Genomic DNA, 23,984 nt, shown 5'->3' with positions numbered 1-23,984 from the left:
ATCAATCGAGGGCTTGCGCTACCGCGTTTGCGGCGTGAAGGGCGGTCGTGTCGTAAAGAGGCAGGGGGCTGTCATCGTCTGAAATGAGCAGTCCGAGTTCGGTGCAGCCCAGGATGATCGCCTGGGCTCCGCGTGCGCCGAGCCGTTCGATGGCCGCAACATATGTGTCGCGCGAAGCGTCGCTGACGATGCCACGGCAGAGCTCATTGTAGATGATGCCGTCGAGATTGGTCCTGTCGACCTCGGGAACGATTGGCTCGATGCCCCGCTGGCGCAGCCGGTCCTTGTAGAAATCCATTTCCATGGTGAACCGTGTGCCCAGCAGTCCAACCGTTTTCGCCCCGTCTTCGATGAGCGCGTCGGCTGTGGGATCGGCGATATGCAGGAAGGGGATTGTCGTCGCCGCCTGGATGTCTTGTGCCACGATATGCATGGTATTGGTTGCCAGCACGAGCAATTGAGCGCCCGCGGCCTCGAGCCGTCTGGCGGAAGCGGCGAGGCGCTCGCCGGCACCTGCCCAATCGCCCTGGGCCTGGAGCGCTTCGATCTCGGCGAAATCGAGCGAGTCGATCACGATGGCTGCCGAATGCAGCCCGCCCCGTCGCCTTGCGGTCTCGCGGTTGATGAGGGCGTAGTATTGAGCTGTGGACTCCCAGCTCATGCCGCCGATCAGTCCGATCGTCTTCACGCCCGTTGCGCCCGGATCTGGCCCGGTATGTGCGCGAAGGCCTTGTGCACCTCGAGATAGGCCGGACGCTTGAAGGGCACGATGATATCGGCGACCTTGTCGAAATCTTCCCAGCGCCAGGCATCGAATTCGGGATCGATGCCGGGGTTGTCGAGCAGAAGCGTAATCTCGCTTTCCTCGCCCTCGAACAAAAAGGCAAACCATTGCTGGCGCTGGCCGCGATATTTGCCCTTGAGCGCAATCCCCAGGACCTCGTCGGGGAGGTCGTAGTGGATCCAGTCTGGCGCCTGGGCCAGAAGGCGTATCGTGCGGATGCCTGTCTCTTCGTAAAGTTCACGATAGGCTGCGGGCAACGCATCTTCACCGTCATCGATCCCGCCCTGGGGCATCTGCCATGGCGCGTCGACTTCGGAGGTGTCCGGGCCGGGGGTGAGAATGCGCCGGGCCAGGAAAACCTGCCCGCGGTCGTTGAAGAGTGCGATACCGACGCAGTCGCGATAGGGCATTTGCGCACGATTGGGCGCCGTGTTCATTGTGTTGCCTCCATGGAGGAAAGGGCGCTGACCGGGACGAGGAGGTACTCTTCCTGATCGAGCGCGTCGGCCCAGTCGGACAGGGTGCGGATCGACACCGGCAGAGCCGAAACGATGCCGATGGCGCTGCCCCGCTCGTCGGCCGCCCTCTTGAGATTGTCGAGTTCGGCAAGGATGGATGCCTGAGAAGGGTTGGTGTCGATAGCGCGGTCCACGCGGGCATAGGGGACGGCGTTCTGGCGAGCCAGTTGCGGCGCGACCGAGCGGTTGGAGCTGCCATCGTCGAGATAGGCCAGGCCGCGCATGCCGAGTTCTTCCATGATTGGCGAGAAATCGGCCGCAGAGGCGGTAAAGCGCGCACCCATATGGTTGATCACCCCGGTATAGCCGGTCATTCGCGTCAGCAGCCAATAGAGCTTTTCGAGGTTGTCGCGGGTCGGTTGCTCGACGAGCAGGGTGTGGGGTCCCGGGTCGTTCTGGGGGTAATCGAACGGCTCGAGTGGAACTTCGAGCATGATTTCATGGCCATCGGCCCGCGCCATATCGGTCAGCGTTTCGAGATTGCTGCCATAGGGTACAAAGGCGAGCGTTACCGTGCCCGGAAGGGCATTGATGGCTTCGCGGGTGGTGGGATCGCTCAACCCGAGCCCGGAGACGACGACAGCAATAAGCTTGCGGCCCCCGGCGGCCTGGGATGAGATCGAGGGGCGGGCATAGGCCTCATAGGGTTTGAGACCTGAACTGCTGACTCTGGGAAGGGGCCCGTTTTCGGTCATCTCGAACAAATCCTGTGCGAGATCGCCTGCCGGCGCTCCGGCCAGGTCCGGCGCGGGCGGCGCTTCGCCCAGCGTGATGATCGATGGACCATTGGTCACGGCAGGACTTGTGGTTGTCGGCGCAGGGTCGGAGGCGACTTCCTCTGCGACCGGGTTCGGTTCGGGTTCGAGGCTGACGGGGGCATCGGCCACCGGCCTGCCTCCCTGCGGATCATCGACAAGCACGATCCATGCGCCGACACCAAGGCCGGCAAGGACGACAAGAGCCGCACATATGCGGCCCCAGGGCAGTCCCAGCCATCGGCGAGGATGGTCGCGGCGTTTCCGGCCGAGCGGTCTGCTCAACTCGTCAGTCATGATGCGGCTGGTCCCCAAGCTCGCAATGTATGTCCACCGTTCGCAGTGCTGCCCGTACCGCGGGCGTCATCGGGGCCGGCCCGCGAATCGGGCCGGCACAGGGTCAAACCGAGCTATAGTACAGGCTATTGGGATTCAGTCACCTCGGCTTCATCAGTCTGCTGCTGCGCGATGATGGCATCGGGATTGGGCGGGAAGGCCGGGTCCTCGGCCTCACCCAATATGAGATCGATCGCATATTGGAGCTGATTGTCCTCGGAGCGTTCGGCGGGAACGTAAACCGAGGACCCAACGGTTGCCTCTTCTTCGGCCTCGCCTGAAATATGTCCGGCCAGACCGGCTTCGCCGATCAGGAGGTCGCGGCCCTGAAATTCTTCGGGCACGTCCTGGAGCACTTCGATATCGGGCGTGATCCCGAGCGCCTGAATCGAGCGGTTGTTGGGCGTGTAATAGCGGGCCGTGGTCAGCCGCATTGCGCCATCAAAGCCCAGTGGAATGATCGATTGCACCGAGCCCTTGCCGAACGAGCGTGTGCCCACCAGCGTTGCGCGACCCTGATCCTGCAGCGCCCCGGCGACGATTTCAGCAGCCGAGGCCGATCCGCCGTTGATGAGCACGATGATCGGCACGTCGGTCAGCATGGCATCGATTTCGTCGGCGCTGGCATCGTAGCGCGAATTCTGGTTGGGGATACGACCGCGGGTCAGCACCACCGATCCCTCTGAGAGGAAGGCGTCGGCCACAAACTGTGCCTGGTCGACGAGGCCACCGGGGTTGTTGCGCAGGTCAAGAATGATGCCTTCTGGAGCTTGGCCATCATTTTCTTCGAAGACCTCCTGGATCGCATCGGTCAGCCCGCTATAGGCCTGGCCCGAGAATCGCGAGAGCCGGATCAGCGGTACATCGCGTTCCATGCTCCAGCGGACTGCCGAGACCGAGATAATGTCGCGCGTCAGGGTCAATTCGATGAGCTGCTCGGCGCCGTCGCGGGAAATCACCACATCGACGTCGGTGCCCACTTCGCCGCGCATCAATTCGACGGCATCGTCGAGCGTCATGCCCATGACCTGCTGGCCGTCGATCTCGACAACGTAATCATTGGCAAGGATGCCGGCGCGCGAGGCGGGGCTGTCGTCATAGGGGGTAACGACCTTGACCACGCCCTCTTCCATGGTCACTTCGATCCCCAGGCCACCGAAGGTTCCCGACGTGTCCTCGCGCACGTCGGCAAAACTTTCGGGTGAAAGATAGGCCGAGTGGGGGTCGAGCGAGGTCAGCATGCCCTGAATGGCGGCGCGGATCAGTTCGGTCTCGTCGGGTGCCTCGATATACTCGTCACGAATGCGATCGAGAACCAGACCGAACAGTTCGAGCTGACGATAGAGCTCTTCCTGTTCGAGTTGGGTCTGCTCGGACTGAGCCGTGACCGGCCCTACACTCGCGGCGATCGCCAACATAACGATCAGAGCCCGCTTGAATACCAACGCCATCAGCTCGTTCCACTTTCCTGTTGTGGGGACTGGGCTGTCCACCATCCCTCGGGATCTATGGGAATGCCACCTTCCCTGAGTTCAATATACAGCGCAGGACCCGAAGCTCCAGCACCCGCTTCAAGGTTCGGCGCATTGCCCATGGTTCCAAGGGGGGCGCCCATCCTGACAAAGTCGCCAGGCTCGACCGATATCGAATCAAGTCCTGCCAGAACGACCAGATAATTCTGGCCTGCATTGAGAATGACGATTTGGCCGTAATTGAGGAACGGCCCGGAGTGAACCACCCAGCCATCGGCCGGTGCCGAAACCGAGGCGCCGTCCGCCGTTGCGATCGTCATGCCCTTCGATTGCCCGCCATAACCGTCGGCGGCGCCGTAGGTCGTAAGGGTTGTCCCGGCGACGGGCGCGCTGAGGTAACCCCTTGCGGATGCTATGGGAACCGCCGGTTCGGTGCGCTCTGTATCGGCAAAGGCGAGCCGGAGCGTTTCGGGATCGAGCGTTGGCACGCGCTGGCCGGAATTGGCCGCCCGCGTGGCTTCATCGGCCGCTGTCATGGCGGTGATGCGGCTCTCCAGCCCCGAGATCAATTGTTCGAGAGATGTCGCCCGGTCGGCCAGAGCCTGGGCCTCGGCCTCCTCGCGCAGCAGATCGTCGCTCAGCCATTCGAGCCCCTGGGACCGGGCTTCGATAATGGTTGCGATGCGCAGGCGCTCTTCATTGAGCGTGGTGAGATTGGCATTGAGCCGCTCAGCCTCGGCGAGCGCGGTCTGTTTGAGCGCGATCAACTCGGTAAGACTTTCGGTGACCGTTTCGGCCTGTTCCTGCAACTGAGGCAATACCGCGCCGAGCAACATGGCCGCGCGGGCCGATCCCAGTGCGTCGGAGGGATCGACGATGATGGCTGGAGGCGGCTGGGCCGAAATGCGCTGCAGGGAGGCCAGAAGATTGGAGATCGAGCGGTCATGGCCGTCAAGGCGGGCGCGGATCGATTGCTCGGAGGCAAAAAGGGCCTCGAGCCGTTCTTCGATCAGCCTGATGTCCTCATCGGCCAGATCGACCCGCTGTCCCGCAGCGATCAACTCGGCACCCAATTGGGTGGCATCGCCGTCAAGTGCCTCGATTTCGGCCCGGATCGCCTCTATGCGCTCCTCGCTGAGATCGATTTCGCCGCGGACACTTTCAAGATCGCCCTGGACCGACTGGGTGGTCTGCTCGAGCTCTTGTGCGGGAACGTCCTCGACGGCGGGGATTTCGCCTTCCTGGGCGTGGGAGGGGGCCGCGGTTTGGACAAGCGCCAGTCCCAGGACAGCAAGGACGGCCCGCAAAATGGGCAAAGAAGGCTTAAGGAAAGGTCCCACAGGCAGGCTCAAACCGGCAAACTCCGAATCAGCCCGGACCATAGCAGAGACGGCGCCATCAATCGCCCCGGTGGTAGGGATGGCCGGACAAAATTGTCGTCGTGCGATAGAGCTGTTCGGCCGCCATGATGCGCACGAGCTGGTGCGGCCAGGTCATTGCGGAAAACGAGATCACAAGGTCGGCCGCATCGCGGAGGTCGGCCGCAAGGCCGTCGGCCCCACCGATCACAAGAACGAGTGCCGGTTTGCCCATGTCCCGCCAATCGGCAATGCGGGTCGCAAAGTCGGCGCTGGCAATCGATTTGCCGCGTTCGTCGAGGGCGATGACAACGCTTTTTTCAGGGATGGCGGCGCGAATGGCCCGGGCTTCTTCAGCCTTGCGCGCATCGGCGCTCGAAGCACGGGATTCACCAGGCTCGATGACGGAGAAATCGGCAAGCCCGAGTGGCTTGCCGCTGGCGGTGGCGCGGTCGAGATAACGCGCCACAAGTTCGCGCTCCGGTCCGGCTTTCATTCGCCCGACCGCGACGATCAAAACACGCATGCGAACCGTTTGGCTCTGCTAGTGCGTATCGGTCCCGAAATCCGCAGCCCACATCTTTTCGATGTTGTAGAACTCGCGAACCTCAGGGCGGAAAATGTGCACGATCACATCGGATGCATCGACCAGAACCCAATCGGCGGACGGCAGTCCTTCGATCCGGGGCTTGTCGTGGCCATGTTCCTTGAGCGCCTGGACCAATTGGTCGGCCACCGCTGCAACATGACGGTTGGAGCGTCCCGACGTCACGACCATATGATCGGCGAGTGAGGATTTTCCAGTGATGTCGATGGAGATCGTTTCTTCGGCCTTTGCATCGTCGAGCGATGCGAGGATCAGGTCGAGAACGGGGACCTGGGGAGCGGCCTTGGTTGCGGCATCGCCCGATACCGACTTGCTGGGCGTGGGAGCCATCAAGCGTGGTCCTCCACCCTTTGGGGCATTTTTTGGGTCATCAAGCCTGTTCGGTTTCCTTGTGTCAGCTTGTCGATAAACACATGCAACGCGTTATCGGTTGCATGGAACCAATATGCGTGCGCCACGGCGCTTTGCCAAGGGCCAGCATGGTCCAATATCGATCATGGGTTAATGTCGTTAATGAGACGGTAACCAAATGTCAGGGCTGCTGATCCTTCGGTGCGCCATTGCGCAACTGGGTCGATGACAATGTGCTCATCAGGCCATGGAGAAACACCCAGGAGGGTGGTTGGGCTGTCGCGAGAAGCGGCGCATCGCTTTCATCGAGACGCGACTGGGCAAATCGCAGCGCGGCTTTCGAGAAGGGCGCGCGGCGGGTGGAGCCGGGCCTGACGTAAACCGCGATCGGGACGAGGGCGAAAATATCCTCCCAGCGCTCCCAGCGATGAAAGCTCGAGAGACTGTCAGCCCCCATGATCCAGACAAAGCGCCGGTCGGCCAGGGTGCGGGTGAGATAATCGAGGGTCTGATATGTGTAGGTAAAGCCGTGCGCGGCCTCAAAGCCAGTGACGCGGATGGCGGGGTGATCGGCAAGCACGCGCGCCGCTCGGACGCGATCGGGGAGCGGGGCGAGTTCGGTGCGGTCCTTTAAAGGATTGCCCGGCGTCACCAGCCACCAGACGGCATCGAGGCCGAGCCGCTTGAGGCTTTCGCGCGATACGAGGTCATGGCCCTGATGGGGCGGATTGAAACTGCCGCCAAACAGCCCGATGCGCATGCCGGGCGCCGAGGGGGGCAGATCGGTGATGCCGGGAACAACGAGACGGTCGGTCAAGGCCGGGTCTGCCCGGTGCCGCGAACGAGGTATTTAAAGCTCGTCAATTGTTCCACGCCCACCGGACCGCGCGCGTGCATCTTGCCGGTGGCGATGCCGATCTCGCCGCCAAAGCCGAATTCGCCGCCATCGGCAAACTGGGTCGATGCGTTGTGCATGAGGATCGCCGAATCGATTTCGTTGAAGAATTTTTCGACCGCCTGCCCGTCCTCGGCAATAATCGCCTCGGTGTGGTGTGACGAATAGCGCTCGATATGGGCGATCGCCTCGTCCACATCGGCAACGATTTTTACCGAGATGATGGCGTCCTCATATTCGGTGCGCCAATCGTCCTCGGTGGCAGGGCCGGCCGCAGTAATCATTTCGCGCACGGTCTCGTCGCCGCGAATTTCGCAGCCCCTTTCGATCAGGGCGGCAATTATGGGTTCGAGATGGGTCGCAACGACGTCATTGTGGATCAGCAGGGTCTCGGCGGCGCCGCAGATGCCGGTGCGGCGCATCTTGGCGTTGGCGATCACGCTGACGGCGATGCCCAGATCGGCGCTTTTATCGACATAGACGTGAACAAGGCCCTCGAGATGGGCAAAGACCGGCACGCGGGCTTCGGACTGGACGCGGCTCACAAGGCCCTTGCCGCCGCGCGGCACGATAACGTCGATCGTGCCATCGAGACCCTTGAGCATTTCGCCCACGGCCGCCCTGTCGGTGGTCGGGACGATCTGGATGGCGTCCTCGGGCAGGCCGGCGGATTTGAGACCTTCGAGAAGGCAGGCATGAATGGCGCGCGAAGAGTGAAAGCTGTCCGATCCGCCGCGCAGGATCACCGCATTGCCGGCCTTGAGGCACAGCGCGCCGGCGTCGGCTGTCACATTGGGCCGAGATTCGAAAATGACACCGATCACCCCCAGCGGCGTGCGCACACGGGAAATGTCGAGCCCGTTGGGACGCTGCCAGTTGGCGATCACCGTTCCGACCGGATCGGGCAGGTCGGCCACCGTTTCGAGTGCCGAGATGATGCCATCAAGGCGGGCATCGTCGAGCCTCAGGCGGTCGAGAAACGCAGCGCTCATGCCGCCGGACGTCGCCGTTTCGAGATCGGTGGCGTTGGCGGCCAGAATTTTTGCGCGACTGGTGTCAATGGCCCTGGCGGCGGCGCGCAGGGCAGCGGTCTTTTTGTCGCTCGCTGTGTGCGCCAGAATGGAGGCGGCCTTGCGCGCCCGACGGCCGAGGTCGTTCATGGTCGCCTCAAGGGCGTCGGTTTTGGGTGCGGCTGCGCTCAAGATTGCCTCCCGGTTTTCTTTATTGGCTCAAAAGCACGAGATTGTCGCGATGCACAAGTTCGGTGCGTGTCGAGGGACCGAGCATATCCTTGATCATTTCGCTTTTCTTGCCGATCACCAGATCGGCCGAGTCGCGATCGAGGCCGACCAGGCCACGGGCAATCTCGCGACCTTCAAGATCGTGGATCGCCACGACATCGCCGCGCACGAAATCGCCGCGCAGTTTGACGACACCGATGGGCAACAAGGAGCGCCCCGATTTGAGCGCCCGCACGGCGCCGTCATCGATGGTGATCTGTCCGGTCACTTCGAGCGTTCCCATGATCCAGCGCTTGCGTGCCGCCGTGGTGTTGGTCGCGGGAGCAAAGAGTGTGTGCCGGCCGCCTTCGATAAGAGCGCGCAACGGATGCAGTCGGGTTCCGAGCGCAATGATCATTGCGGTTCCCGCGTTCGCGGTGATCTTGCCTGCACCCAGTTTCGTGGTCATGCCGCCGCGCGAGAGGTGGCTTGCCGCGCCGCCGGCCATCGCCTCGATCTCGGGGGTGATTTCGGCGACATGGGGGATATGACGCGCATCGGGGTTGTGCGCCGGAGGTGCCGTGTAGAGACCGTCGATATCGGAGAGCAGGACGAGCATATCGGCTTCGATCATCGTGGCGACGCGGGCCGAAAGCCGGTCGTTGTCACCATAGCGGATTTCGAAGGTCGCAACCGAGTCGTTCTCGTTGATGATCGGAACGGCGCCCAGCCCCAGAAGGGTGTTGATCGTGGTGCGGGCATTGAGGAAATAGCGCCGCTCCTCGGTGATATTGGGTGTGAGCAGAATCTGGCCCGTGGTGATGTCGTGTGCGTTCAGATGGCTTGCCCAGGCCTGGGACAGGGCAATCTGGCCCGCGCTCGCCGCTGCCTGGCTCTGATCGAGCGGCAGGGCCTTGCCGGGCAGGCCCAGAATGCGGCGGCCCAGGGCGATGGCGCCCGAGGATACGATGACCACGTCGCGCCCTTCGGCCTTGAGGGCGGCAATGTCACTGGCCAGGGCCGAAAGCCATTCGGTGCGCAATTTTCCCGATTTGTCATCGACGAGCAGGGCAGAGCCGATCTTGATGACCAGCCGCCTGTATCCTGCCAATGCGTCTTGCGTATCGAGAGCCTGGGACTGCATCAGGGCACCCATTTGTCCCCGGGCTCGGTCCGCGACGAGCGCGCGTCGTTCTCGGCGTTGTGATCGAGCACGTCCAATACGGCATAGAGCACAGTCTCGACGTTCTTTCCGGTTGCCCCGGAAATGGCCAGCACATCGCCGCCCGATGCCTTTTCCAGCGCGGCCCTGCGCTCGGCAAGCGTTTCCTCGTCGAGGGCGTCGATCTTGTTGAGGCAGAGGATCTGTTCCTTGCCGACCAGCCCGCCACCATAAGCTTCGAGCTCGCTGCGGATCGTCTCGTAGGCGCCAACCACATCGTCCTGGGTGCCATCGACCAGATGGATCAGCACGCCGCACCGTTCCACATGGCCCAAAAACCGATCGCCCAGCCCGGCGCCTTCCGAGGCGCCCTCGATCAGGCCGGGAATGTCGGCAAGCACGAATTCACGCGCGCCGGCGCGGACCACGCCAAGGCCGGGGTGAAGGGTGGTGAAGGGGTAATCGGCGATCTTTGGTTTGGCGGCCGTAACGGCGGACAGAAACGTGGATTTTCCCGCATTGGGGAGTCCCACCAGGCCGGCATCGGCGATCAGCTTGAGCCGGAGCCATATCCACCGCTCCTCGCCCGGAAGTCCGGGATTGGCACGGCGCGGGGCCTGGTTGGTGGAGGTCTTGAAATGTGCGTTGCCAAAGCCGCCATTGCCCCCTTCGAGCAGGGTCTGGCGCTGCCCGACTTCGGTGAAATCGGCAATCAGGGTTTCCCCGTCTTCTTCAAAGATCTGGGTTCCGACCGGCACTTTGAGCACGATATCGGCGCCATCGGCACCGGTGCGGTCCTGGCCCATGCCATGGTTGCCGGTTCCAGCCTTGAAATGCTGCTGATAGCGATAGTCGATGAGGGTATTGAGGCCGTCGACGCACTCGACGAGCACATCACCGCCGCGTCCGCCATTGCCGCCATTGGGGCCGCCGAATTCGACGAATTTCTCGCGCCTGAAGGCGATCGAGCCGGCCCCGCCATTGCCCGAGCGGATATAGACCTTGGCCTGGTCGAGAAATTTCATAGTGTTTCAAGCGCCTTTTCGAAGGCGTCCCGTGTCAGTTCGGTTTCGATATGGTCGATGTCGGTGTTCTGGGCAAGGCAGATTCGCTTGCCGATGCCGGTCTGGACAAAGCCGAGCTTGTTCTGGATGGCAAGCGAGGCCGCATTGAAATGGAAAACCCCCGAGACCAGGCGGTCGGTGCCGGTGGTCGAGAAATACCAGTCTATGACGGCCGCCGTTGCTTCGGTCATATAGCCTTTGCCCCAATAGGGCTGGCCCAGCCAGTATCCGATTTCGGCGTCAGGGCCTTCCTTGTGCATGCCGCAAAAGCCCATCAGGCCATGGCGGGGTTCGCAAATGGCAAAGGTGATCGAATCGGGGGACCACTCCTTTTTCTGGCGCATCAGCCAATCCACGGCCATGTTGATGGTGTAGGGGTAGGGCACGCGCGCCAGGTTCTTGGTCACCTCGAAATTGTTGAGCAGCGATGCAATACGGGGTGCGTCCCGCAGCCGGGGGCGGCGCAGGATCAGGCGTTGGGTCACGATTTCGGGCTGTTCGGCCATGGTCAGGGCGTTCCGAAAGACTTGGTCAGTTCATAGCTCGCAACCGGAACGTCCTTATGCGGACCGCAACCGGAAACCGTTTCGCCGACATATCTGAAATCGAGCTTTTCAAGGACGGCGCGGGAGGCGGCATTTTCGCTTCGGGCTTTGGCCCGCAGCGTTGTGCACTGGCCCGTGCCGCGGGCGGCATCGATAAGCGCGCCAACGGCTTCAGTCGCATAGCCCCGGCCCCAATAGGGCTCCCCCAGCCAGTATCCGATCTCGGGGTCGGCGCCGGGATCGAGATGCAGGCCCACCATCCCGATCAGCTCATCGTCGGGCAGCGCGATGGCGTAGGCGTGCTCGGCTTCGCTCCGGGCGAAGGTTTCGACAAACGCTTCGGCATCGTGCCGGCTGTAAGGATAGGGCAAGGTGGTCATTGCGTGGATCTTGCGGTTGTCGGCGAGTGTGGCAATGGCCGAAATATCGGCGCGGCAGGGCGCGCGCAGGACAAGGCGTTCGGTCCTTATCCGATCCGGCATTGCACTCCTGAGCGCTTGGGTGTCCATCACTTTGTCCCGGCAACGAAAAAGGGGAGCCATCGACCGGCTCCCCTGATCCATATTCGATCTGACTGCCGGGGAGAAGGTCTCCGGCAGTTCTCTTTCGAGCGGTCTGCCGATCTATTCAGCAGCCTTGAGTGGCTCGACCGAAACAAAGCTCTTGCCGCCCGACTTGGTGGCGAAGGTCACCTTGCCATCGACGAGGGCGAAGATGGTGTGGTCCTTGCCCAGACCCACATTGGAGCCCGGATGCCACTTGGTGCCGCGCTGGCGCACGATGATGTTGCCGGCGATAACGGCTTCGCCGCCGAACTTCTTGACGCCGAGGCGGCGGCCGGCTGTATCGCGACCGTTGCGGGATGAGCCGCCTGCTTTCTTATGTGCCATGGTTCAAAATCCTCGAATTTGTCTGTGTCGCGATTACTGGTCGGCCTTGGCGCGCGGGGGCTTGCCGGCGATCAGTTCCTTGGCCTGGTCGACCCATTCGTCGCGCTCGATGCGGCCCTTGAAGTCGAGCTCTTCGTCGAACTTGGCGATATCGGCCTTGGTCCACTTGGCGATCTGGGTCAGGCTGGTGATGCCGGCCGAAGCGAGCTTCTTTTCAAGCGCGGGGCCAACGCCGCCGATCAGCTTGATGTCGTCCTTGAAGTCGGCAGCGGGCGCCGCTTCGGTCTTTTCAGCCTTGGCCGGCTTGGCTTCGGCCTTGGCAGGCTTGGCTTCAGCCTTGGCAGTCTCGGCCTTTGCGGCTTTCTTGGGCGCGGCGGCCTTCTTGCCCGAGGGCTTGGCGCCGCCGGTCAGGATTTCCGTGATGCGGACCAGGGTCAGTTCCTGGCGGTGGCCGTTCTTGCGGCGATAGCCCTGGCGGCGCTTCTTTTTGAAAACGATGACCTTCTTGTCGCGAAACTGCTCGACGACTTCGCCGGCCACCAGCGCGCCATCAACGAGCGGAGTGCCCAGGGTGACGTCGGCATCGGCGCCAACCATGAGAACGTTTTCGAAGGTGATGGCATCGCCGGCTTCACCAGCGAGCTTTTCGACGCGGACCAGATCATTGGCAGCAACTTTGTACTGCTTGCCACCGGTCTTGATGACTGCAAACATATGTCTTGGCCGGATTTTCACCCGGTTCCCTTGGTTTTCGCACCTTACGGCGCCGCGGATGATGCCCGTTTCCGCGGTCTTTGTGCTGGCCGGAGACTGATGTTCCGGCGGGCGGCCTGTGGCAGCGTATTTGAACAAAACAAATGGCGCACGGGCAGGGCCCATGCGCATTCGGAGCTGCTTATCGGGGCAAACGGGTCCGGAGTCAAGGCCTGCCCCACCCTTGCGCAGCCTCTAATACCAGTCCCGTTCGACGATTTCGGTCCCTGAACCCTCGGGCATCAAGGCGGTCAAATCGGACGGCTCCTTGGCCGGTTCGTCGAAGGGAAAGCGATAGTGAAAGGGATAGACGTAGCGCGGCGCGGTTTTCTCGATGCAGGTCACCACCTGATCGGGGGTCATGGTATAGGGCAGGTTCATGGGAAAGAACGCGATATCGATCTTGCCCAGATCGTCCATTTCCGCGGTCGGTTCGGTGTCCGAAGCGAGGTAGACGGTCGTGCCGGCAAAATCGAAGAGATAGCCGTTTCCGACGCCCTTTTCATGGTATTTCTGGCGGTCGGGCGTCGTGTTGTACATCGCCACGGCCCGGATGGAGATGTCGTGCCATCGGGTCAGCTCGCCGTTGGCCATCTGCGTTGTGCGGGCGAGGAGGTCCTGGGGCAACTGATCGCAAACGATTTTCGGGGCGATGATGTGCGTGTCCTTTCCCATGACGGCACCGAGTGTCTCGAGGCCGAGGTGGTCGCCGTGATGGTGGGTCAGCATGACCAGGGTCGGTGCGGTGAAATCGGCAAAGCGGGCCTTATCGCCGACAGGGTCGCAATAGATGGTCTCGCCGTTCCATTCCATGACGAAGGTTGCGTGGTGGATGGGGGTGATGGCCAGCGGCCCGGCGGCGGTCTGGTATGTATCGCGCTGTGTCATTGGGCTCTCCCTTTTGCGTGCGTTTACTGAAAATCTTCCGATCGGTAGCGCCCGATTGTCTCGGGCCTGTGAAGACGGGTCCAGGTTTCAAACGACCAGCGGGGGCTGTCCGGGCCGATTTGTCCTGCCGGGAAATAGGTCTGGGCCATCACGGTTCCATCTTCCGTCGTTACTTCGATTTCGCCGCGCCGGTATTCAGCGCCTTCAAATGCGTCGAGGCGCGCGATGTCGGTCTGCCCGAGCCCGGAAATGAGGCGCCCCCGGGTCCATTCCCCGCCGCCAATGAGCGCCGGATAGAGCCTTTGGGGATAATAGACGGTCCGGTATCCATGGGCCCGGGCCTCAGCCAGATCGTCCTGCGCCACAGCCCGCCCCAGAACGCCTTCGAGAATTTCCCGGTCGCGCAATGTGCCATAGACAAAAAGGACAAGTTCGGTCGCGTTCATGGAAAGGTGATCTATCAGGGTTGGCGACAATTCAAAACAAGGTGTTGCGGGCCAATCAACCCTATGCCATATAGCGCCCACCCAACGACCCAGCGGCGAGCGATTGCCGCGACACCAAGACGGAGAGGTGCCGGAGTGGTCGAACGGGGCGGTCTCGAAAACCGTTGAGCGCGCGAGCGTTCCGAGGGTTCGAATCCCTCCCTCTCCGCCACTATTTCGCTCATGGCAGTTTCACTTCGTTCAACGCCCCCGCGGGGCGGGCGAAAGCCCGGTCGCGCAGTCGCGTTCCGCCATTCCTTTTGTCGCACGCCTGTTGCTCACCTCGCTCGGGCCAGCGACGGCGCGGCCAAAAAGCTGGCGGCGGCACTTGTCCGGCCCAGGTTTCATGTGGCGGGGATCAGGGCCTCGACCTCGCCGACATTTGCAGCTTCGTTTGCGGGCTTGTCCCAGCGGATGCGGTTGATGCGGGGGAAGCGCAGGGCGACGCCGGATTTGTGGCGGGTGGAGGCCTGTGCGCTGTCGAAGGCGACTTCGAAGACGAGGGATTTTTCCACTTCGCGCACCGGTCCGAAACTCGCGATGGTGTGGGCGCGCACCCATTTGTCGAGTTCTTTCAATTCGGCGTCGGTGAAGCCGAAATAGGCCTTGCCGATGGGTACCAGCTCGTTGCCGCGCCAGGCGCCGAAGGTGAAGTCGGAATAAAAGGACGAGCGCTTGCCGTGGCCGCGCTGGGCGTACATGAGCACGGCATCGACAAGGTTCGGATCACGCTTCCATTTGAACCAGTTGCCCTTGGGGCGGCCGGGGACGTAAGGGGCGGATTTGAGCTTGATCATCACGCCTTCATGGCCGTTTTCATCGGCACCCTGGCGGCGGATGGCGCCCAATTGCTCCCAATCGGAAAAAGCGAGCAGTTGCGAAAGGTCGAGCCGGGTCTGGGTCTGGCCGGCGAAAAAATCCTGGAGCCGGGCGCGGCGGTCAATCCAGGGGAGGGCGCGGATATCGTCGTTTCCATCGAACAGCATGTCATAAACCCGGACAAAGGCTGGGTGTTCGCCGATCAGCTTTTCGGTGGCCGATTTGCGGTTGAGGCGCTGCTGGAGCGCGTTGAACGGGGCCGGCTCGAAATCGGTGCCGACCAGCAATTCGCCATCGAGCACGCCATGCCCGAAGACGTTTTCGACAAGGTCGGGAAAGGCCGGTGCGATGTCCTCGCCGGTGCGGGAAAACAGCGATGCCGGGCCCTCGCCGAGGATCAGTTGCACCCTTATGCCATCCCATTTCCATTCGGCGACGAAATCGGCGGGGTCGAGGTTGGAAAAATCTTTCTCCTCGTCGATGGGGTTGGACAGCATGAGGGGGTGGAAGCGGGCGGTGTGGTCGATCTCGGGTTTGGGTTTTCGGCCTTCGAGCCAGGCGAAAAGATCGCCATAGGGCATCTTGATGCCGTGCCAGATTTCCTCGATGTCCTTTAGATCGGTGCCGCTCATTTCGGCCAGGGCGGTCTTGGCGAGGCGCTCGGACACCCCGATACGCAGGCCTCCGGTGGCCAGTTTGACCAGCGCCCAGCGCTCGTTGATCTGCGCGCTGGTCAAAAGTTCGGCGATCAGCAGCGCCAGTTCGGATTTGGGGGTGGTGTTTAAAAGCTCGACGAGGTCGGAGAGCGATGGCAGTTCGCGCGCGCCGCCCTTGTGGGGCCAGATCAGCGCGATTGTTTCGCCCAGATCGCCGACATAGTCATAGCTCAGCGCAAAAAGATGCGGGTCGGTTTCGGCCAGAACCACCTCCTTGAGGCGGGCGGCTTTGACGTGGGTAAAGCTGAGCGCGCCGGTCAGAACCGCCAGGGCATAGCCGCGGTCGGGGTCGGGCGTGTCGCGGAAATAGGCGGCCAGCGCTTCGATCTTGCGATTGCGCGAGGGGGTCAGCGCAAGGGTTTCGAGCAGGGTGGCAAATTGTTTCATTGCTCTTGCTCCTCGTCTTCATAGCCCACGATGTTGAGCGGTTCGGCGGCAAGCCCCTGCTGGCGGGACCAATAGACCAGCGCGTCCTCGCGGCCATGGGTGACCCAGATGGTCCGGGCTCCGGATTCGGTGACGGTCTGGGTCAGTTCGGGCCAATCGACGTGATCGGAAATGACCAGTGGCAGTTCGATGCCGCGCTGGCGGGCACGCTGCTTGACGCTCATCCAGCCCGAGGCCATGGCGAGCACGGGATCGGGCAGCCTGCGGCTCCAGCGGTCCTTGAGCGCGGAGGGCGGGGCGATGACGATGGCGCCGGCCAGATCGTCTTTTGACGCGTCAGTGGCGTGGCGGAGTTCGCCGAGTGCGATGCCCCGTTCGACATAGAGATCGCATAGGCGTTGCATGGCGCCATGGAGGTAGATCGGGGCGTCATAGCCGCCATCGCGCAACAGGGCGATGACCCGTTGCGCCTTGCCCAGGGCATAGGCGCCGATCACATGGGCGCGCTCGGGATGGGCGGCGAGCGATTTGAAAAGCCTGGCGATTTCCTCGGATGGGTGCGGGTGCTGGAAAACGGGCAGCCCGAAGGTGGCTTCGGTGACCAGAAGATCGCAGGGGACCAGTTCGAAGGGTTGGGCGGTCTTGTCGGGCAGGCGCTTGTAATCACCGGTGACCACGACGCGCTGGCCGTCCTGTTCGATCAGCACCTGGGCCGAACCCAGAATGTGGCCGGCGGGATAGAGCGTGATTGTGACATCGTCGATTTTTAGCGGTTGGCCGAAATCGAGGGACTGGAAGCTGCCGGCGCAATCCTTGCCGTAGCGGGTCTGCATGATGGCGATGGTATCGGGGGTGGCGAGCACCTTTTGGTGTCCGGAGCGGGCGTGGTCGGCGTGGCCGTGGGTGATGATGGCCCGCTCGCGGGGGAGCGTGGGATCGACATAGGTATCGATACGCCGGATATGGAGATTGCGATCGAGTACTTGGGTCATGATCCTGGCCTGTGTGCGAAACTGGCTTGGCGCGGTGGGAAATTGTACGACCGCGCAATTGTTTACACGGCCTGTTCCTTAAACGTAGGTCGACCGGGTTCGGTTCAGGCTCTAGCATGGCATATCGGGAAAGGGAGCGGGCATGAGTCTTATCGGGTTTGAAGGGCAGGCGCCCGAGATCGCGCGGGATGCGGGCTATGTGGCGCCCTCTGCGATGCTGATCGGCAAGGTGCGGCTCGAACAAGGGGCGAGCGTGTGGTTCGGCGCGGTGCTGCGGGGCGATAATGAATGGATCGGCGTGGGCCGCAATTCCAATGTGCAGGACAATGCGGTGCTCCACACCGATATGGGCTATCCGCTGACAATCGGTGAAGGCTGCACGATCGGGCATCTGGCGTGCCTTCATGGCTGCACCATCGGCGATGGGAGCCTGATCGGCATGGGGGCGACGGTGCTCAACGGGGCCAGAATCGGGCGCAACTGCCTGATCGGGGCCAAGGCGCTGATCCCCGAGGGCATGGACATCCCCGATGGATCGATGGTTCTGGGTATGCCCGGGCGCGTGGTGCGGGCGCTTTCGGACGAGGAGATCGGGCGGCTTTCCCAGGGGGCGCAAGCTTATGTCGAAAAATCGGCCCGCTACCGCGACAGCGCCGTTTTCCTCAAATGAGGCGGCGCAGAGACCCGATTGACTCTTGGTTCGATCTGAGTCCAAATAGAACAAAATAGGAACATTGAGCCATGAACAAAGCTCGCCAGATCGGTGTGCTGCGGGAGGCTCTGGCCAGTCTCGATCCCTTCGGCGAGACCGGGCGGCACGGCGTCTTCACTCTGGGCGCCGGCCCGGTCGATGACGCTTTGGGGGGCGGGCTGGCACGGGGCGCCGTGCATGAAATCTACCCTGCCCAGGCCTTCGATATTGCGGCGGCTGCAGGATTTGTGACCGGGATCAGCCTGCGGGCTGCGCCCCAGGCGCCGCTGGTCTGGATACGGCACAGGCGCAGCGAGATGGAGGCGGGCGCGCTTTATGCTCAGGGGTTCGCCGAAATGGGCGTGGCGGGCGATAAGCTGTTCGTGGTGCATGTAAACGATGTCGCCGATGGCTTGCGGGCCAGTCTTGAAGCCTTGCGGTGTCGGGGACTGGGAGCGGTGATTTTTGAAAGCTGGGGGACGTCGAAACATCTCGATCTCACCGCCAGCCGCAGGCTGTCGCTGGCCGCGCAGGAAAGCGGGGTCACGGGGCTGGTTTTGCGGGTGATGAGCGCGCCCGAGCCGAGTGCTGCCGCAACGCGCTGGCAGGTTAAGGCTGCCCCGTCCTCCGATCCCCTCGGCATGCCGGGGCGGGCCACGCTTTGCGCTCGCCTGCTTCGCCAGAAGAGCGGGCCGTCCGGCTCGAGCTGGAATCTGGAATGGAACCATGAAACCCTTGGATTTGCACAAGCCCAGGCGCTATCTGGCGCTGTGGCTGCCCCTTATCGTGACCGACAGACTGGTTCGGCTCTCTGGGCAAAAACGGGGTGATCATCCTTTGGTGGTCGTTGCCCGCAAGGGCAATATCCTGGCTCTGGTGGGGGCCGACGCCAATGCCCGCCGGCAGGGTTTAAGGCCCGGCCTTGCCTTTGCCGACGCAAAGGCGCGGGTGCCACACCTGGAAATCGTCGAGCACGACGAGACCGCCGATGCCGAACTTCTCGAAAAGCTGGCCGACTGGTGCGATCGCTACAGTCCCTTCGTTGCCACCGAGCCGCCCGATTCCATCGTGTGCGACATTACCGGCGTGCCCCATCTGTTTGGCGGAGAGGCGAAACTGGTCGGAGATATGGAAACCCGTTTGAAAGCCCAGGGCTTTGCAACCCGCATCGGTGTTGCCGGAACGGCGCGCGCGGCCAGGGCGCTGGCCCGGTTCGGCAGGGGCGGGATCGTTGAGCCCGGGGGCGAGGCGCATGCTCTGGCCGGACTGCCGGTCGAGGCGCTCGAATCGGGGGAAAAAACCACTACCGGCCTGCGCCGGGCCGGTCTCACCACGATCTCCGACCTTGCCGCCCGGCCCAGAAAGCCGCTCGCGGCGCGGTTCGGGGATGCAATGACGGCGGCTCTCGCGCAACTGATTGGAGAGATCGACCGGCCGATCACCCCACGCCGTCCCTTGCCGGACTTTATGGCCGAACAGCGCTTTGCCGATCCCATCGGGCTCATGGACGATATCGTCGCCGCTCTCGCCACGCTGTCGCAAAACCTTTGCAGGAGTCTGGATCGTCACGGACAGGGCGGGCGGTGTTTCGAGGCCGCGTTCTTTCGCGCCGATGGCAAGGTCACCCGCATCGAGGTGCTTTCGGGGCAGCCGCTCAAGGAGGCGGGGGCGCTCACGCGGCTTTTGAACATGCGGCTCGATGCCCTGGCCGACCCGATCGATCCGGGTTTCGGGTTCGACATGATTAGGCTTTCGGTGCTGGCGGGCGACGATATGGCCGCGGTGCAGGGCGGGCTCGACGGCAGGGCAATGGCCTTAGTCGAAGTGCGCGATCTGATCGATCGGCTCAGTGCGCGGTTCGGCGCGGACGCGGTGCAGCGCTTTGTTGCCAATGACAGCCACCTGCCCGAACGGGCGGCGCGCTCCATCCCGGCGATATCGGATGAAACCCCAAGCGCGGCATGGCGGCAGGCCGGCCCGTTCGGGGTTCCGGCCCGGCCCCTGTTTCTCTTTTACCCGCCGCCTCTCATCGAGGTAATCGCCGAAGTTCCCCATGGGCCACCACGCCGGTTTTTGTGGCGGCGGGCCTGGTTCGATATCGTTTCGGCCGAAGGTCCCGAGCGCATAGCGCCCGAATGGTGGCGCAAAACCAGCGATACGCGGGCGCGCGATTATTTCCGCATCGAGGATGCGGCCGGGCACCGGTTCTGGGTGTTCCGGTACGGGTTTTACGGCATCGGCACCAAGCCGGTGCGCTGGTATCTGCATGGGGTGTTCCCATGAGCTTTTATGCGGAACTGGCGACGACCACCAATTTTTCCTTTCTGCGCGGCGCTTCGCACGCTCAGGACATGGTGTTGGCCGCGCTGCTGCTCGGCCACAAGGGGATCGGCATTGCCGACCGCAATTCGGTGGCCGGGGTGGTGCGCGCCTTTGGAGCGCTCGAAGATCTGCGCAAGGGCGTAAAACTTGTCGACAAGGTGCGCGAAGGGTCGGGGCCGGGGGAATATGTGCTGGTGGACCGGCATCCCGACCTCGATTTTCCCTTTACCCTCGCCGACCTGCAGGCGCGCGCGAAAAATTTCAAGCTCGCGGTGGGTGCCCGTCTGGTCTTTTCGGATGGAACGCCCGACATCATCGCTTACCCGCAGGATCTGGAGGGGTGGGGCAAGCTGTGCCGGCTTTTGACGCGCGGCAACCGCAAGGCGAAAAAGGGCGAGTGCATCCTTGTGCTTGCCGATCTGGTTTTCGCCGCGTCGGGGCTGAGCCTGATCGTGATGCCTGGTGACGACCAATCGGGTCTGGACAGGGCTCTCAAGGAACTCTCGCGGGTTTCGGCAACCCTGTGGCTGGGGGTGAGCATGGGCCACAAGAGCAATGATCTGCGGCGTCTCCATCACTTTCGGCTTCTGGCCCAGGCCCATGGGGTGCCGCTGATCGCCACCAATGATGTGCTTTATCACGCGGCCGGGCAGCGCGACCTGCAGGATATCCTCACCTGCATCCGGGAGGGTGTAACCATTGAAACGGCCGGCACGCGACTGGAGGTCAATGCGGAACGCCATCTCAAAACGCCGGGGGAAATGGAGAGGCTGTTTCACCCATGCCCGCAAGCCATCGCCCAGACCGAAATGTTCTTGCAGACCATCGATTTTTCGCTCGATCAGTTGCGCTATCAATATCCCGAAGAGCCGGTTCCCAAGGGCTGGGCTCCGCAGGCATGGCTCGAGGAAATCACCTGGCGGCGGGCGGAACTGCGCTATCCCGACGGTGTGCCCGCAAAGGTCAGAGCCCAGATCGAAAGCGAACTCGCGCTGATCGGGAAGCTTAACTACGCCACCTATTTCCTCACCATCTTCGATATCGTGGAGGTGGCAAGGAGCAAGAACATTCTCTGTCAGGGACGCGGATCGGCGGCCAATTCGGCGGTCTGTTTCGTTCTCGGCATCACGGCGGTGGACCCGGCCGAACATCAATTGCTGTTTGCCCGGTTTCTCTCGGAAAACCGGGGCGAACCACCCGATATCGATGTGGATTTCGAGCATGAGCGGCGTGAGGAGATCATCCAGCATATCTATCAGACCTATGGCCGGCACCGGGCGGGAATCGCGGCGACGGTGATCAGCTATCGCCCGCGTTCGGCCATCCGCGAGGTGGGCAAGGCGCTGGGGCTGACCGAAGACATCACCTCGCGCATCGCTTCGACAGTATGGGGGAGCTGGAGCGGGGAAGGGCTGCCACAAAAACATATCGCGCAGGCCGGGCTCGATCCGTCCAATCCCGACATCGTGCGCGCCGTGCAGTTGGCGACGCGGCTTTTGGGCTTTCCGCGCCATCTTTCCCAGCATGTGGGCGGGTTCATCCTGACCCAGAACCGGCTCGATGAATATGTCCCCATAGCCAATGCCGCGATGGAGGATCGAACATTCATCGAATGGGACAAGGACGATATCGATCGGGTGGGTATGCTCAAGGTCGATGTGCTCGGCCTGGGCATGCTCACCTGCATCCGCAAGGCGTTCGAGCTGATCGGCAAACATTACGACACGACGCTGGGGCTGGCTGATATCAAGGCCACCGATGATGACGCCGAGGGCGTCTTCGACATGCTGTGCGAAGGCGATTCCATCGGGGTCTTTCAGGTCGAGAGCCGGGCGCAGATCAACATGCTGCCCAGGCTCCGTCCGAGAGTGTTCTACGATCTTGTCATCCAGGTGGCGATCGTCAGGCCAGGCCCGATCCAGGGCGACATGGTTCATCCCTATCTGCGGCGGCGCAGTGGACAAGAAGATGTCGAATATCCCGCGCCGAAACCGCCCCATGACCCCAACGAATTGCGTACTGTTCTGGAACGGACCAAGGGTGTTCCCCTGTTTCAGGAACAGGCCATGCAACTGGCCATGGTGGCGGCCGAATTCACAGACGACGAAGCCAATGGTCTGCGCAAGGCCATGGCCACGTTCCGCCACAACGGCACCATTGGCCAGTTCAAGACGATGATGATCGACCGCATGGTGGCGCGTGGATATGACGAGGACTTTGCCAGGCGATGCTTTAGCCAGATCGAGGGGTTCGGCGATTACGGCTTTCCCGAAAGCCACGCGGCCAGCTTTGCCAAGCTGGTTTACGTTTCCGCCTGGATCAAGAAATACTACCCCGACGTCTTTGCCTGCGCGCTGCTCAATTCCCAGCCCATGGGGTTTTACGCTCCGGCCCAGATCGTGCGCGATGCGCGCGAGCACGGGGTGGAGGTGCGGCCGGTCGATGCCAATTGCAGCACCCATGACAATGGGCTCGAAGAGACGCCGGACCCCTATTGCGCCCTGCGGATCGGGTTTCGCCAGATCGACGGGTTCAAAAAAGACTGGAGCGAAAAGCTGGTGGTCCGGCGGGAGAAAAATTACGGCTCGATAGAAGATATCTGGCAGCGCTCGGGCGTTCCGGTGCGGGCGTTGACGCTTCTGGCCGATGCCGACGCCATGGGAACCATTGGGCTCGACCGGCGCGAGGCAGCCTGGCGCGTCAGGCGCCTGCCGCAGGACGATCCGCTCCCCCTGTTCGCCGCTGCCCAGGGTCAGGAGTTGGGGGAGGAAGACGATATGGCCCTGCCCGAGATGGCGCTGCCGGAACATGTGATCGCCGATTACCAGACTGCCCGGCTTTCGCTCAAGGCCCACCCGATGGCGTTTCTGCGCGAACAGTTTTCTGCCCAGGGTGTGCTCAGTTGCAGGGGGCTCGACCAGGTGCGCGATGGCAAAACGGTCAAGGTGGCGGGTATCGTTCTGGTGCGGCAAAGGCCGGGCAAGGGCAATGCGATTTTCATGACCCTCGAGGATGAAACCGGCATTGCCAACGGGCTGATGTGGGCCTCCCGGTTTGAAAAATACCGCCGCGAAATCATGGCGTCGCGCCTCGCGGTGATCGAGGGGCAGCTGCAAAAGAGCAAGGAAGGCGTGATCCATGTGATCGCCAGCGCGGTCTATGACCGCTCCGACCTGCTCGATTCCCTGGCGACGTCGCACCGCGCCAACCCGCAATTGACGCGGGCCGATGAGGCAACCCATCCCGTGCCGCAACGGTTGCATGGCCACCCGCGCAACAGGCGCGTGGTGCCCAAATCGCGTGATTTCCATTGATTGGTGTGGCATGCCGATGACGGCGCGGTTAAAGCTGCGCAGCACATTCAGGGAGTGAACAATGGCACGGGTGGTTGGATCAATCGACGGACAGGCGGTTCATGAGGTGGTTCTGACCTCGGCCACCGGGGTTCGGATTTGTCTTCTCACCTATGGCGCGCTGATCCGCGACTGGCGGGTGCCGGTCGGTAATGGGTTGCGGCCGGTGGTTCTGGGGTTTGACGATATATCGTTCTACCGCGATCACAGCCCCTATTTCGGCGCTATTGCCGGCCGGGTGGCCAACCGGATCGGCGACGCCAGATTTACCCTCGACGGTGCGGTCTACGATCTGCCGCCCAATGAGGGGGCCAATCAGCTTCACGGTGGCCCCGAGGGCCTGGCGCTGCAGATATGGCAGATTGCCGAGGAAAGCGAGAACAGTGTCCGGCTGACCCTTTTCAGCCCCGATGGCGCCATGGGCTATCCGGGCAATCTCGAAATCGCCGTCACCTATACCCTGACCGGCAACCGGCTCGAGATCGACTTTGCCGCCGAAACCGACCGGCCGACCCCGGTCAATATCGTCCAGCACAATTATTTCAACCTGATGGGCAGAGGCGATGTGCTCGATCATCGCCTGTCCTTTGTCGCCGGCGCTTATACCGAGCTCGGGGAGGG

At 62.4% G+C, this 23,984-nt stretch carries 23 protein-coding genes, 1 tRNA gene and 1 pseudogene; 6 read left to right on the top strand and 19 right to left on the bottom strand.

Annotated elements, in window-relative coordinates; all coding sequences use genetic code 11:
• Position 1 precedes the first annotated feature (1 nt).
• From AACZ55_RS08755 to AACZ55_RS08675, 17 genes are all read right to left on the bottom strand, one after another.
• On the bottom strand, positions 2 to 688 hold the full coding sequence (locus tag AACZ55_RS08755; RefSeq protein WP_338608545.1) for an aspartate/glutamate racemase family protein: 687 nt from the start codon (positions 686 to 688) through the stop codon (positions 2 to 4).
• Positions 685 to 1,221: an RNA pyrophosphohydrolase gene (locus AACZ55_RS08750; protein WP_339645304.1), complete on the bottom strand. Its 537-nt coding sequence runs from the start codon at positions 1,219 to 1,221 to the stop codon at positions 685 to 687. Before AACZ55_RS08750 ends, AACZ55_RS08755 begins: the two co-directional genes overlap by 4 nt.
• Positions 1,218 to 2,354, bottom strand: coding sequence for a divergent polysaccharide deacetylase family protein (locus AACZ55_RS08745; RefSeq protein WP_339645302.1), 1,137 nt, complete (start codon positions 2,352 to 2,354; stop codon positions 1,218 to 1,220). The genes AACZ55_RS08750 and AACZ55_RS08745 overlap by 4 nt, the downstream gene beginning before the upstream one ends.
• A gap of 125 nt (positions 2,355 to 2,479) precedes the next feature.
• On the bottom strand, positions 2,480 to 3,844 hold the full coding sequence (locus AACZ55_RS08740; protein WP_339645299.1) for a S41 family peptidase: 1,365 nt from the start codon (positions 3,842 to 3,844) through the stop codon (positions 2,480 to 2,482).
• Positions 3,844 to 5,217, bottom strand: coding sequence for a peptidoglycan DD-metalloendopeptidase family protein (locus AACZ55_RS08735; protein WP_339645296.1), 1,374 nt, complete (start codon positions 5,215 to 5,217; stop codon positions 3,844 to 3,846). Before AACZ55_RS08735 ends, AACZ55_RS08740 begins: the two co-directional genes overlap by 1 nt.
• Before the next feature lie 46 nt (positions 5,218 to 5,263).
• On the bottom strand, positions 5,264 to 5,749 hold the full coding sequence (rlmH, locus tag AACZ55_RS08730; RefSeq protein ID WP_339645292.1) for a 23S rRNA (pseudouridine(1915)-N(3))-methyltransferase RlmH: 486 nt from the start codon (positions 5,747 to 5,749) through the stop codon (positions 5,264 to 5,266).
• A gap of 18 nt (positions 5,750 to 5,767) precedes the next feature.
• A complete protein-coding gene (rsfS, locus tag AACZ55_RS08725) occupies positions 5,768 to 6,160 on the bottom strand; it encodes a ribosome silencing factor (protein WP_338608551.1) in 393 nt (130 codons plus the stop codon).
• 202 nt (positions 6,161 to 6,362) lie between these two features.
• Positions 6,363 to 6,998, bottom strand: a complete 636-nt coding sequence (locus AACZ55_RS08720) for a nicotinate-nucleotide adenylyltransferase (RefSeq protein WP_339645288.1) — start codon at positions 6,996 to 6,998, stop codon at positions 6,363 to 6,365.
• On the bottom strand, positions 6,995 to 8,236 hold the full coding sequence (locus tag AACZ55_RS08715) for a glutamate-5-semialdehyde dehydrogenase (protein ID WP_339645307.1): 1,242 nt from the start codon (positions 8,234 to 8,236) through the stop codon (positions 6,995 to 6,997). Before AACZ55_RS08715 ends, AACZ55_RS08720 begins: the two co-directional genes overlap by 4 nt.
• A gap of 61 nt (positions 8,237 to 8,297) precedes the next feature.
• Positions 8,298 to 9,440: a glutamate 5-kinase gene (gene proB, locus AACZ55_RS08710; RefSeq protein ID WP_339645285.1), complete on the bottom strand. Its 1,143-nt coding sequence runs from the start codon at positions 9,438 to 9,440 to the stop codon at positions 8,298 to 8,300.
• Positions 9,440 to 10,483 carry a GTPase ObgE gene (gene obgE / locus AACZ55_RS08705; RefSeq protein WP_339645282.1) on the bottom strand — a complete coding sequence of 348 codons (1,044 nt, stop codon included), beginning with the start codon at positions 10,481 to 10,483 and terminating at the stop codon, positions 9,440 to 9,442. Before obgE ends, proB begins: the two co-directional genes overlap by 1 nt.
• Positions 10,480 to 11,028, bottom strand: a complete 549-nt coding sequence (locus AACZ55_RS08700; RefSeq protein WP_339645279.1) for a GNAT family N-acetyltransferase — start codon at positions 11,026 to 11,028, stop codon at positions 10,480 to 10,482. Before AACZ55_RS08700 ends, obgE begins: the two co-directional genes overlap by 4 nt.
• A gap of 2 nt (positions 11,029 to 11,030) precedes the next feature.
• On the bottom strand, positions 11,031 to 11,576 hold the full coding sequence (locus tag AACZ55_RS08695) for a GNAT family N-acetyltransferase (RefSeq protein WP_339645276.1): 546 nt from the start codon (positions 11,574 to 11,576) through the stop codon (positions 11,031 to 11,033).
• A 114-nt stretch (positions 11,577 to 11,690) separates the two neighbouring features.
• Positions 11,691 to 11,957 carry a 50S ribosomal protein L27 gene (rpmA, locus tag AACZ55_RS08690; protein WP_338608557.1) on the bottom strand — a complete coding sequence of 89 codons (267 nt, stop codon included), beginning with the start codon at positions 11,955 to 11,957 and terminating at the stop codon, positions 11,691 to 11,693.
• Between the two features lie 33 nt (positions 11,958 to 11,990).
• Positions 11,991 to 12,671: a 50S ribosomal protein L21 gene (locus AACZ55_RS08685; protein WP_339645273.1), complete on the bottom strand. Its 681-nt coding sequence runs from the start codon at positions 12,669 to 12,671 to the stop codon at positions 11,991 to 11,993.
• 234 nt (positions 12,672 to 12,905) lie between these two features.
• Positions 12,906 to 13,598, bottom strand: a complete 693-nt coding sequence (locus AACZ55_RS08680; protein ID WP_339645270.1) for an MBL fold metallo-hydrolase — start codon at positions 13,596 to 13,598, stop codon at positions 12,906 to 12,908.
• 23 nt (positions 13,599 to 13,621) lie between these two features.
• Entirely contained in the window at positions 13,622 to 14,044 is a 423-nt protein-coding gene (locus tag AACZ55_RS08675) for a gamma-glutamylcyclotransferase family protein (protein WP_339645267.1), read from the bottom strand.
• Positions 14,045 to 14,165: 121 nt separating this feature from the next.
• Between AACZ55_RS08675 and AACZ55_RS08670 the strand changes: the two genes are divergently transcribed.
• A tRNA-Ser gene (locus tag AACZ55_RS08670) sits at positions 14,166 to 14,255 on the top strand.
• A 172-nt stretch (positions 14,256 to 14,427) separates the two neighbouring features.
• Here the strand turns inward: AACZ55_RS08670 and AACZ55_RS08665 are convergent.
• Both AACZ55_RS08665 and AACZ55_RS08660 read right to left on the bottom strand, forming a co-directional pair.
• Positions 14,428 to 16,005 (bottom strand): cisplatin damage response ATP-dependent DNA ligase, encoded by a 1,578-nt coding sequence (locus AACZ55_RS08665; RefSeq protein ID WP_339645265.1) that lies wholly within the window; start codon positions 16,003 to 16,005, stop codon positions 14,428 to 14,430.
• Entirely contained in the window at positions 16,002 to 16,997 is a 996-nt protein-coding gene (locus AACZ55_RS08660; RefSeq protein ID WP_339645262.1) for a ligase-associated DNA damage response exonuclease, read from the bottom strand. Before AACZ55_RS08660 ends, AACZ55_RS08665 begins: the two co-directional genes overlap by 4 nt.
• 142 nt (positions 16,998 to 17,139) lie before the next feature.
• Here AACZ55_RS08660 and AACZ55_RS08655 point away from each other — a divergent pair, with 142 nt between their 5' ends.
• The 5 genes and pseudogenes from AACZ55_RS08655 to AACZ55_RS08635 all read left to right on the top strand — a co-directional run.
• Positions 17,140 to 17,667, top strand: coding sequence for a gamma carbonic anhydrase family protein (locus tag AACZ55_RS08655; protein WP_339645260.1), 528 nt, complete (start codon positions 17,140 to 17,142; stop codon positions 17,665 to 17,667).
• A 71-nt stretch (positions 17,668 to 17,738) separates the two neighbouring features.
• Positions 17,739 to 18,518 (top strand): DNA repair protein, encoded by a 780-nt coding sequence (locus AACZ55_RS08650; protein ID WP_339645257.1) that lies wholly within the window; start codon positions 17,739 to 17,741, stop codon positions 18,516 to 18,518.
• On the top strand, positions 18,415 to 19,971 hold the full coding sequence (locus tag AACZ55_RS08645; protein WP_339645254.1) for a DNA polymerase Y family protein: 1,557 nt from the start codon (positions 18,415 to 18,417) through the stop codon (positions 19,969 to 19,971). The genes AACZ55_RS08650 and AACZ55_RS08645 overlap by 104 nt, the downstream gene beginning before the upstream one ends.
• Complete coding sequence (locus AACZ55_RS08640) at positions 19,968 to 23,324, top strand: error-prone DNA polymerase (RefSeq protein ID WP_339645251.1); 3,357 nt, start codon at positions 19,968 to 19,970, stop codon at positions 23,322 to 23,324. The genes AACZ55_RS08645 and AACZ55_RS08640 overlap by 4 nt, the downstream gene beginning before the upstream one ends.
• Positions 23,325 to 23,385: 61 nt before the next feature.
• A pseudogene (locus tag AACZ55_RS08635) lies at positions 23,386 to 23,984 on the top strand (galactose mutarotase); the annotation flags it as partial.

The sequence above is a fragment of the uncultured Pelagibacterium sp. genome, from assembly GCF_963972885.1.
Classification (GTDB): Bacteria; Pseudomonadota; Alphaproteobacteria; order Rhizobiales; family Devosiaceae; genus Pelagibacterium; species Pelagibacterium nitratireducens.
The sequence above is the reverse complement of the archived record's forward strand: the minus strand, read 5'-3'. Positions and strand labels throughout refer to the sequence as shown.

Excerpts from the sequence above, each read along its gene's own strand:
- AACZ55_RS08685 (WP_339645273.1), bottom strand. The coding sequence starts at position 12,671 with ATGTTTGCAGTCATCAAGACCGGTGGCAAGCAGTACAAAGTTGCTGCC.
- obgE (WP_339645282.1), bottom strand. The coding sequence starts at position 10,483 with ATGAAATTTCTCGACCAGGCCAAGGTCTATATCCGCTCGGGCAATGGC.
- AACZ55_RS08655 (WP_339645260.1), top strand. The coding sequence starts at position 17,140 with ATGAGTCTTATCGGGTTTGAAGGGCAGGCGCCCGAGATCGCGCGGGAT.
- AACZ55_RS08665 (WP_339645265.1), bottom strand. The coding sequence starts at position 16,005 with ATGAAACAATTTGCCACCCTGCTCGAAACCCTTGCGCTGACCCCCTCG.
- AACZ55_RS08675 (WP_339645267.1), bottom strand. The coding sequence starts at position 14,044 with ATGAACGCGACCGAACTTGTCCTTTTTGTCTATGGCACATTGCGCGAC.
- AACZ55_RS08650 (WP_339645257.1), top strand. The coding sequence starts at position 17,739 with ATGAACAAAGCTCGCCAGATCGGTGTGCTGCGGGAGGCTCTGGCCAGT.
- AACZ55_RS08750 (WP_339645304.1), bottom strand. The coding sequence starts at position 1,221 with ATGAACACGGCGCCCAATCGTGCGCAAATGCCCTATCGCGACTGCGTC.
- rpmA (WP_338608557.1), bottom strand. The coding sequence starts at position 11,957 with ATGGCACATAAGAAAGCAGGCGGCTCATCCCGCAACGGTCGCGATACA.
- AACZ55_RS08740 (WP_339645299.1), bottom strand. The coding sequence starts at position 3,844 with ATGGCGTTGGTATTCAAGCGGGCTCTGATCGTTATGTTGGCGATCGCC.
- rlmH (WP_339645292.1), bottom strand. The coding sequence starts at position 5,749 with ATGCGTGTTTTGATCGTCGCGGTCGGGCGAATGAAAGCCGGACCGGAG.
- AACZ55_RS08640 (WP_339645251.1), top strand. The coding sequence starts at position 19,968 with ATGAGCTTTTATGCGGAACTGGCGACGACCACCAATTTTTCCTTTCTG.
- rsfS (WP_338608551.1), bottom strand. The coding sequence starts at position 6,160 with ATGGCTCCCACGCCCAGCAAGTCGGTATCGGGCGATGCCGCAACCAAG.
- AACZ55_RS08695 (WP_339645276.1), bottom strand. The coding sequence starts at position 11,576 with ATGGACACCCAAGCGCTCAGGAGTGCAATGCCGGATCGGATAAGGACC.
- AACZ55_RS08700 (WP_339645279.1), bottom strand. The coding sequence starts at position 11,028 with ATGGCCGAACAGCCCGAAATCGTGACCCAACGCCTGATCCTGCGCCGC.
- AACZ55_RS08680 (WP_339645270.1), bottom strand. The coding sequence starts at position 13,598 with ATGACACAGCGCGATACATACCAGACCGCCGCCGGGCCGCTGGCCATC.
- AACZ55_RS08660 (WP_339645262.1), bottom strand. The coding sequence starts at position 16,997 with ATGACCCAAGTACTCGATCGCAATCTCCATATCCGGCGTATCGATACC.
- AACZ55_RS08645 (WP_339645254.1), top strand. The coding sequence starts at position 18,415 with ATGAAACCCTTGGATTTGCACAAGCCCAGGCGCTATCTGGCGCTGTGG.
- AACZ55_RS08715 (WP_339645307.1), bottom strand. The coding sequence starts at position 8,236 with ATGAACGACCTCGGCCGTCGGGCGCGCAAGGCCGCCTCCATTCTGGCG.
- AACZ55_RS08745 (WP_339645302.1), bottom strand. The coding sequence starts at position 2,354 with ATGACTGACGAGTTGAGCAGACCGCTCGGCCGGAAACGCCGCGACCAT.
- proB (WP_339645285.1), bottom strand. The coding sequence starts at position 9,440 with ATGCAGTCCCAGGCTCTCGATACGCAAGACGCATTGGCAGGATACAGG.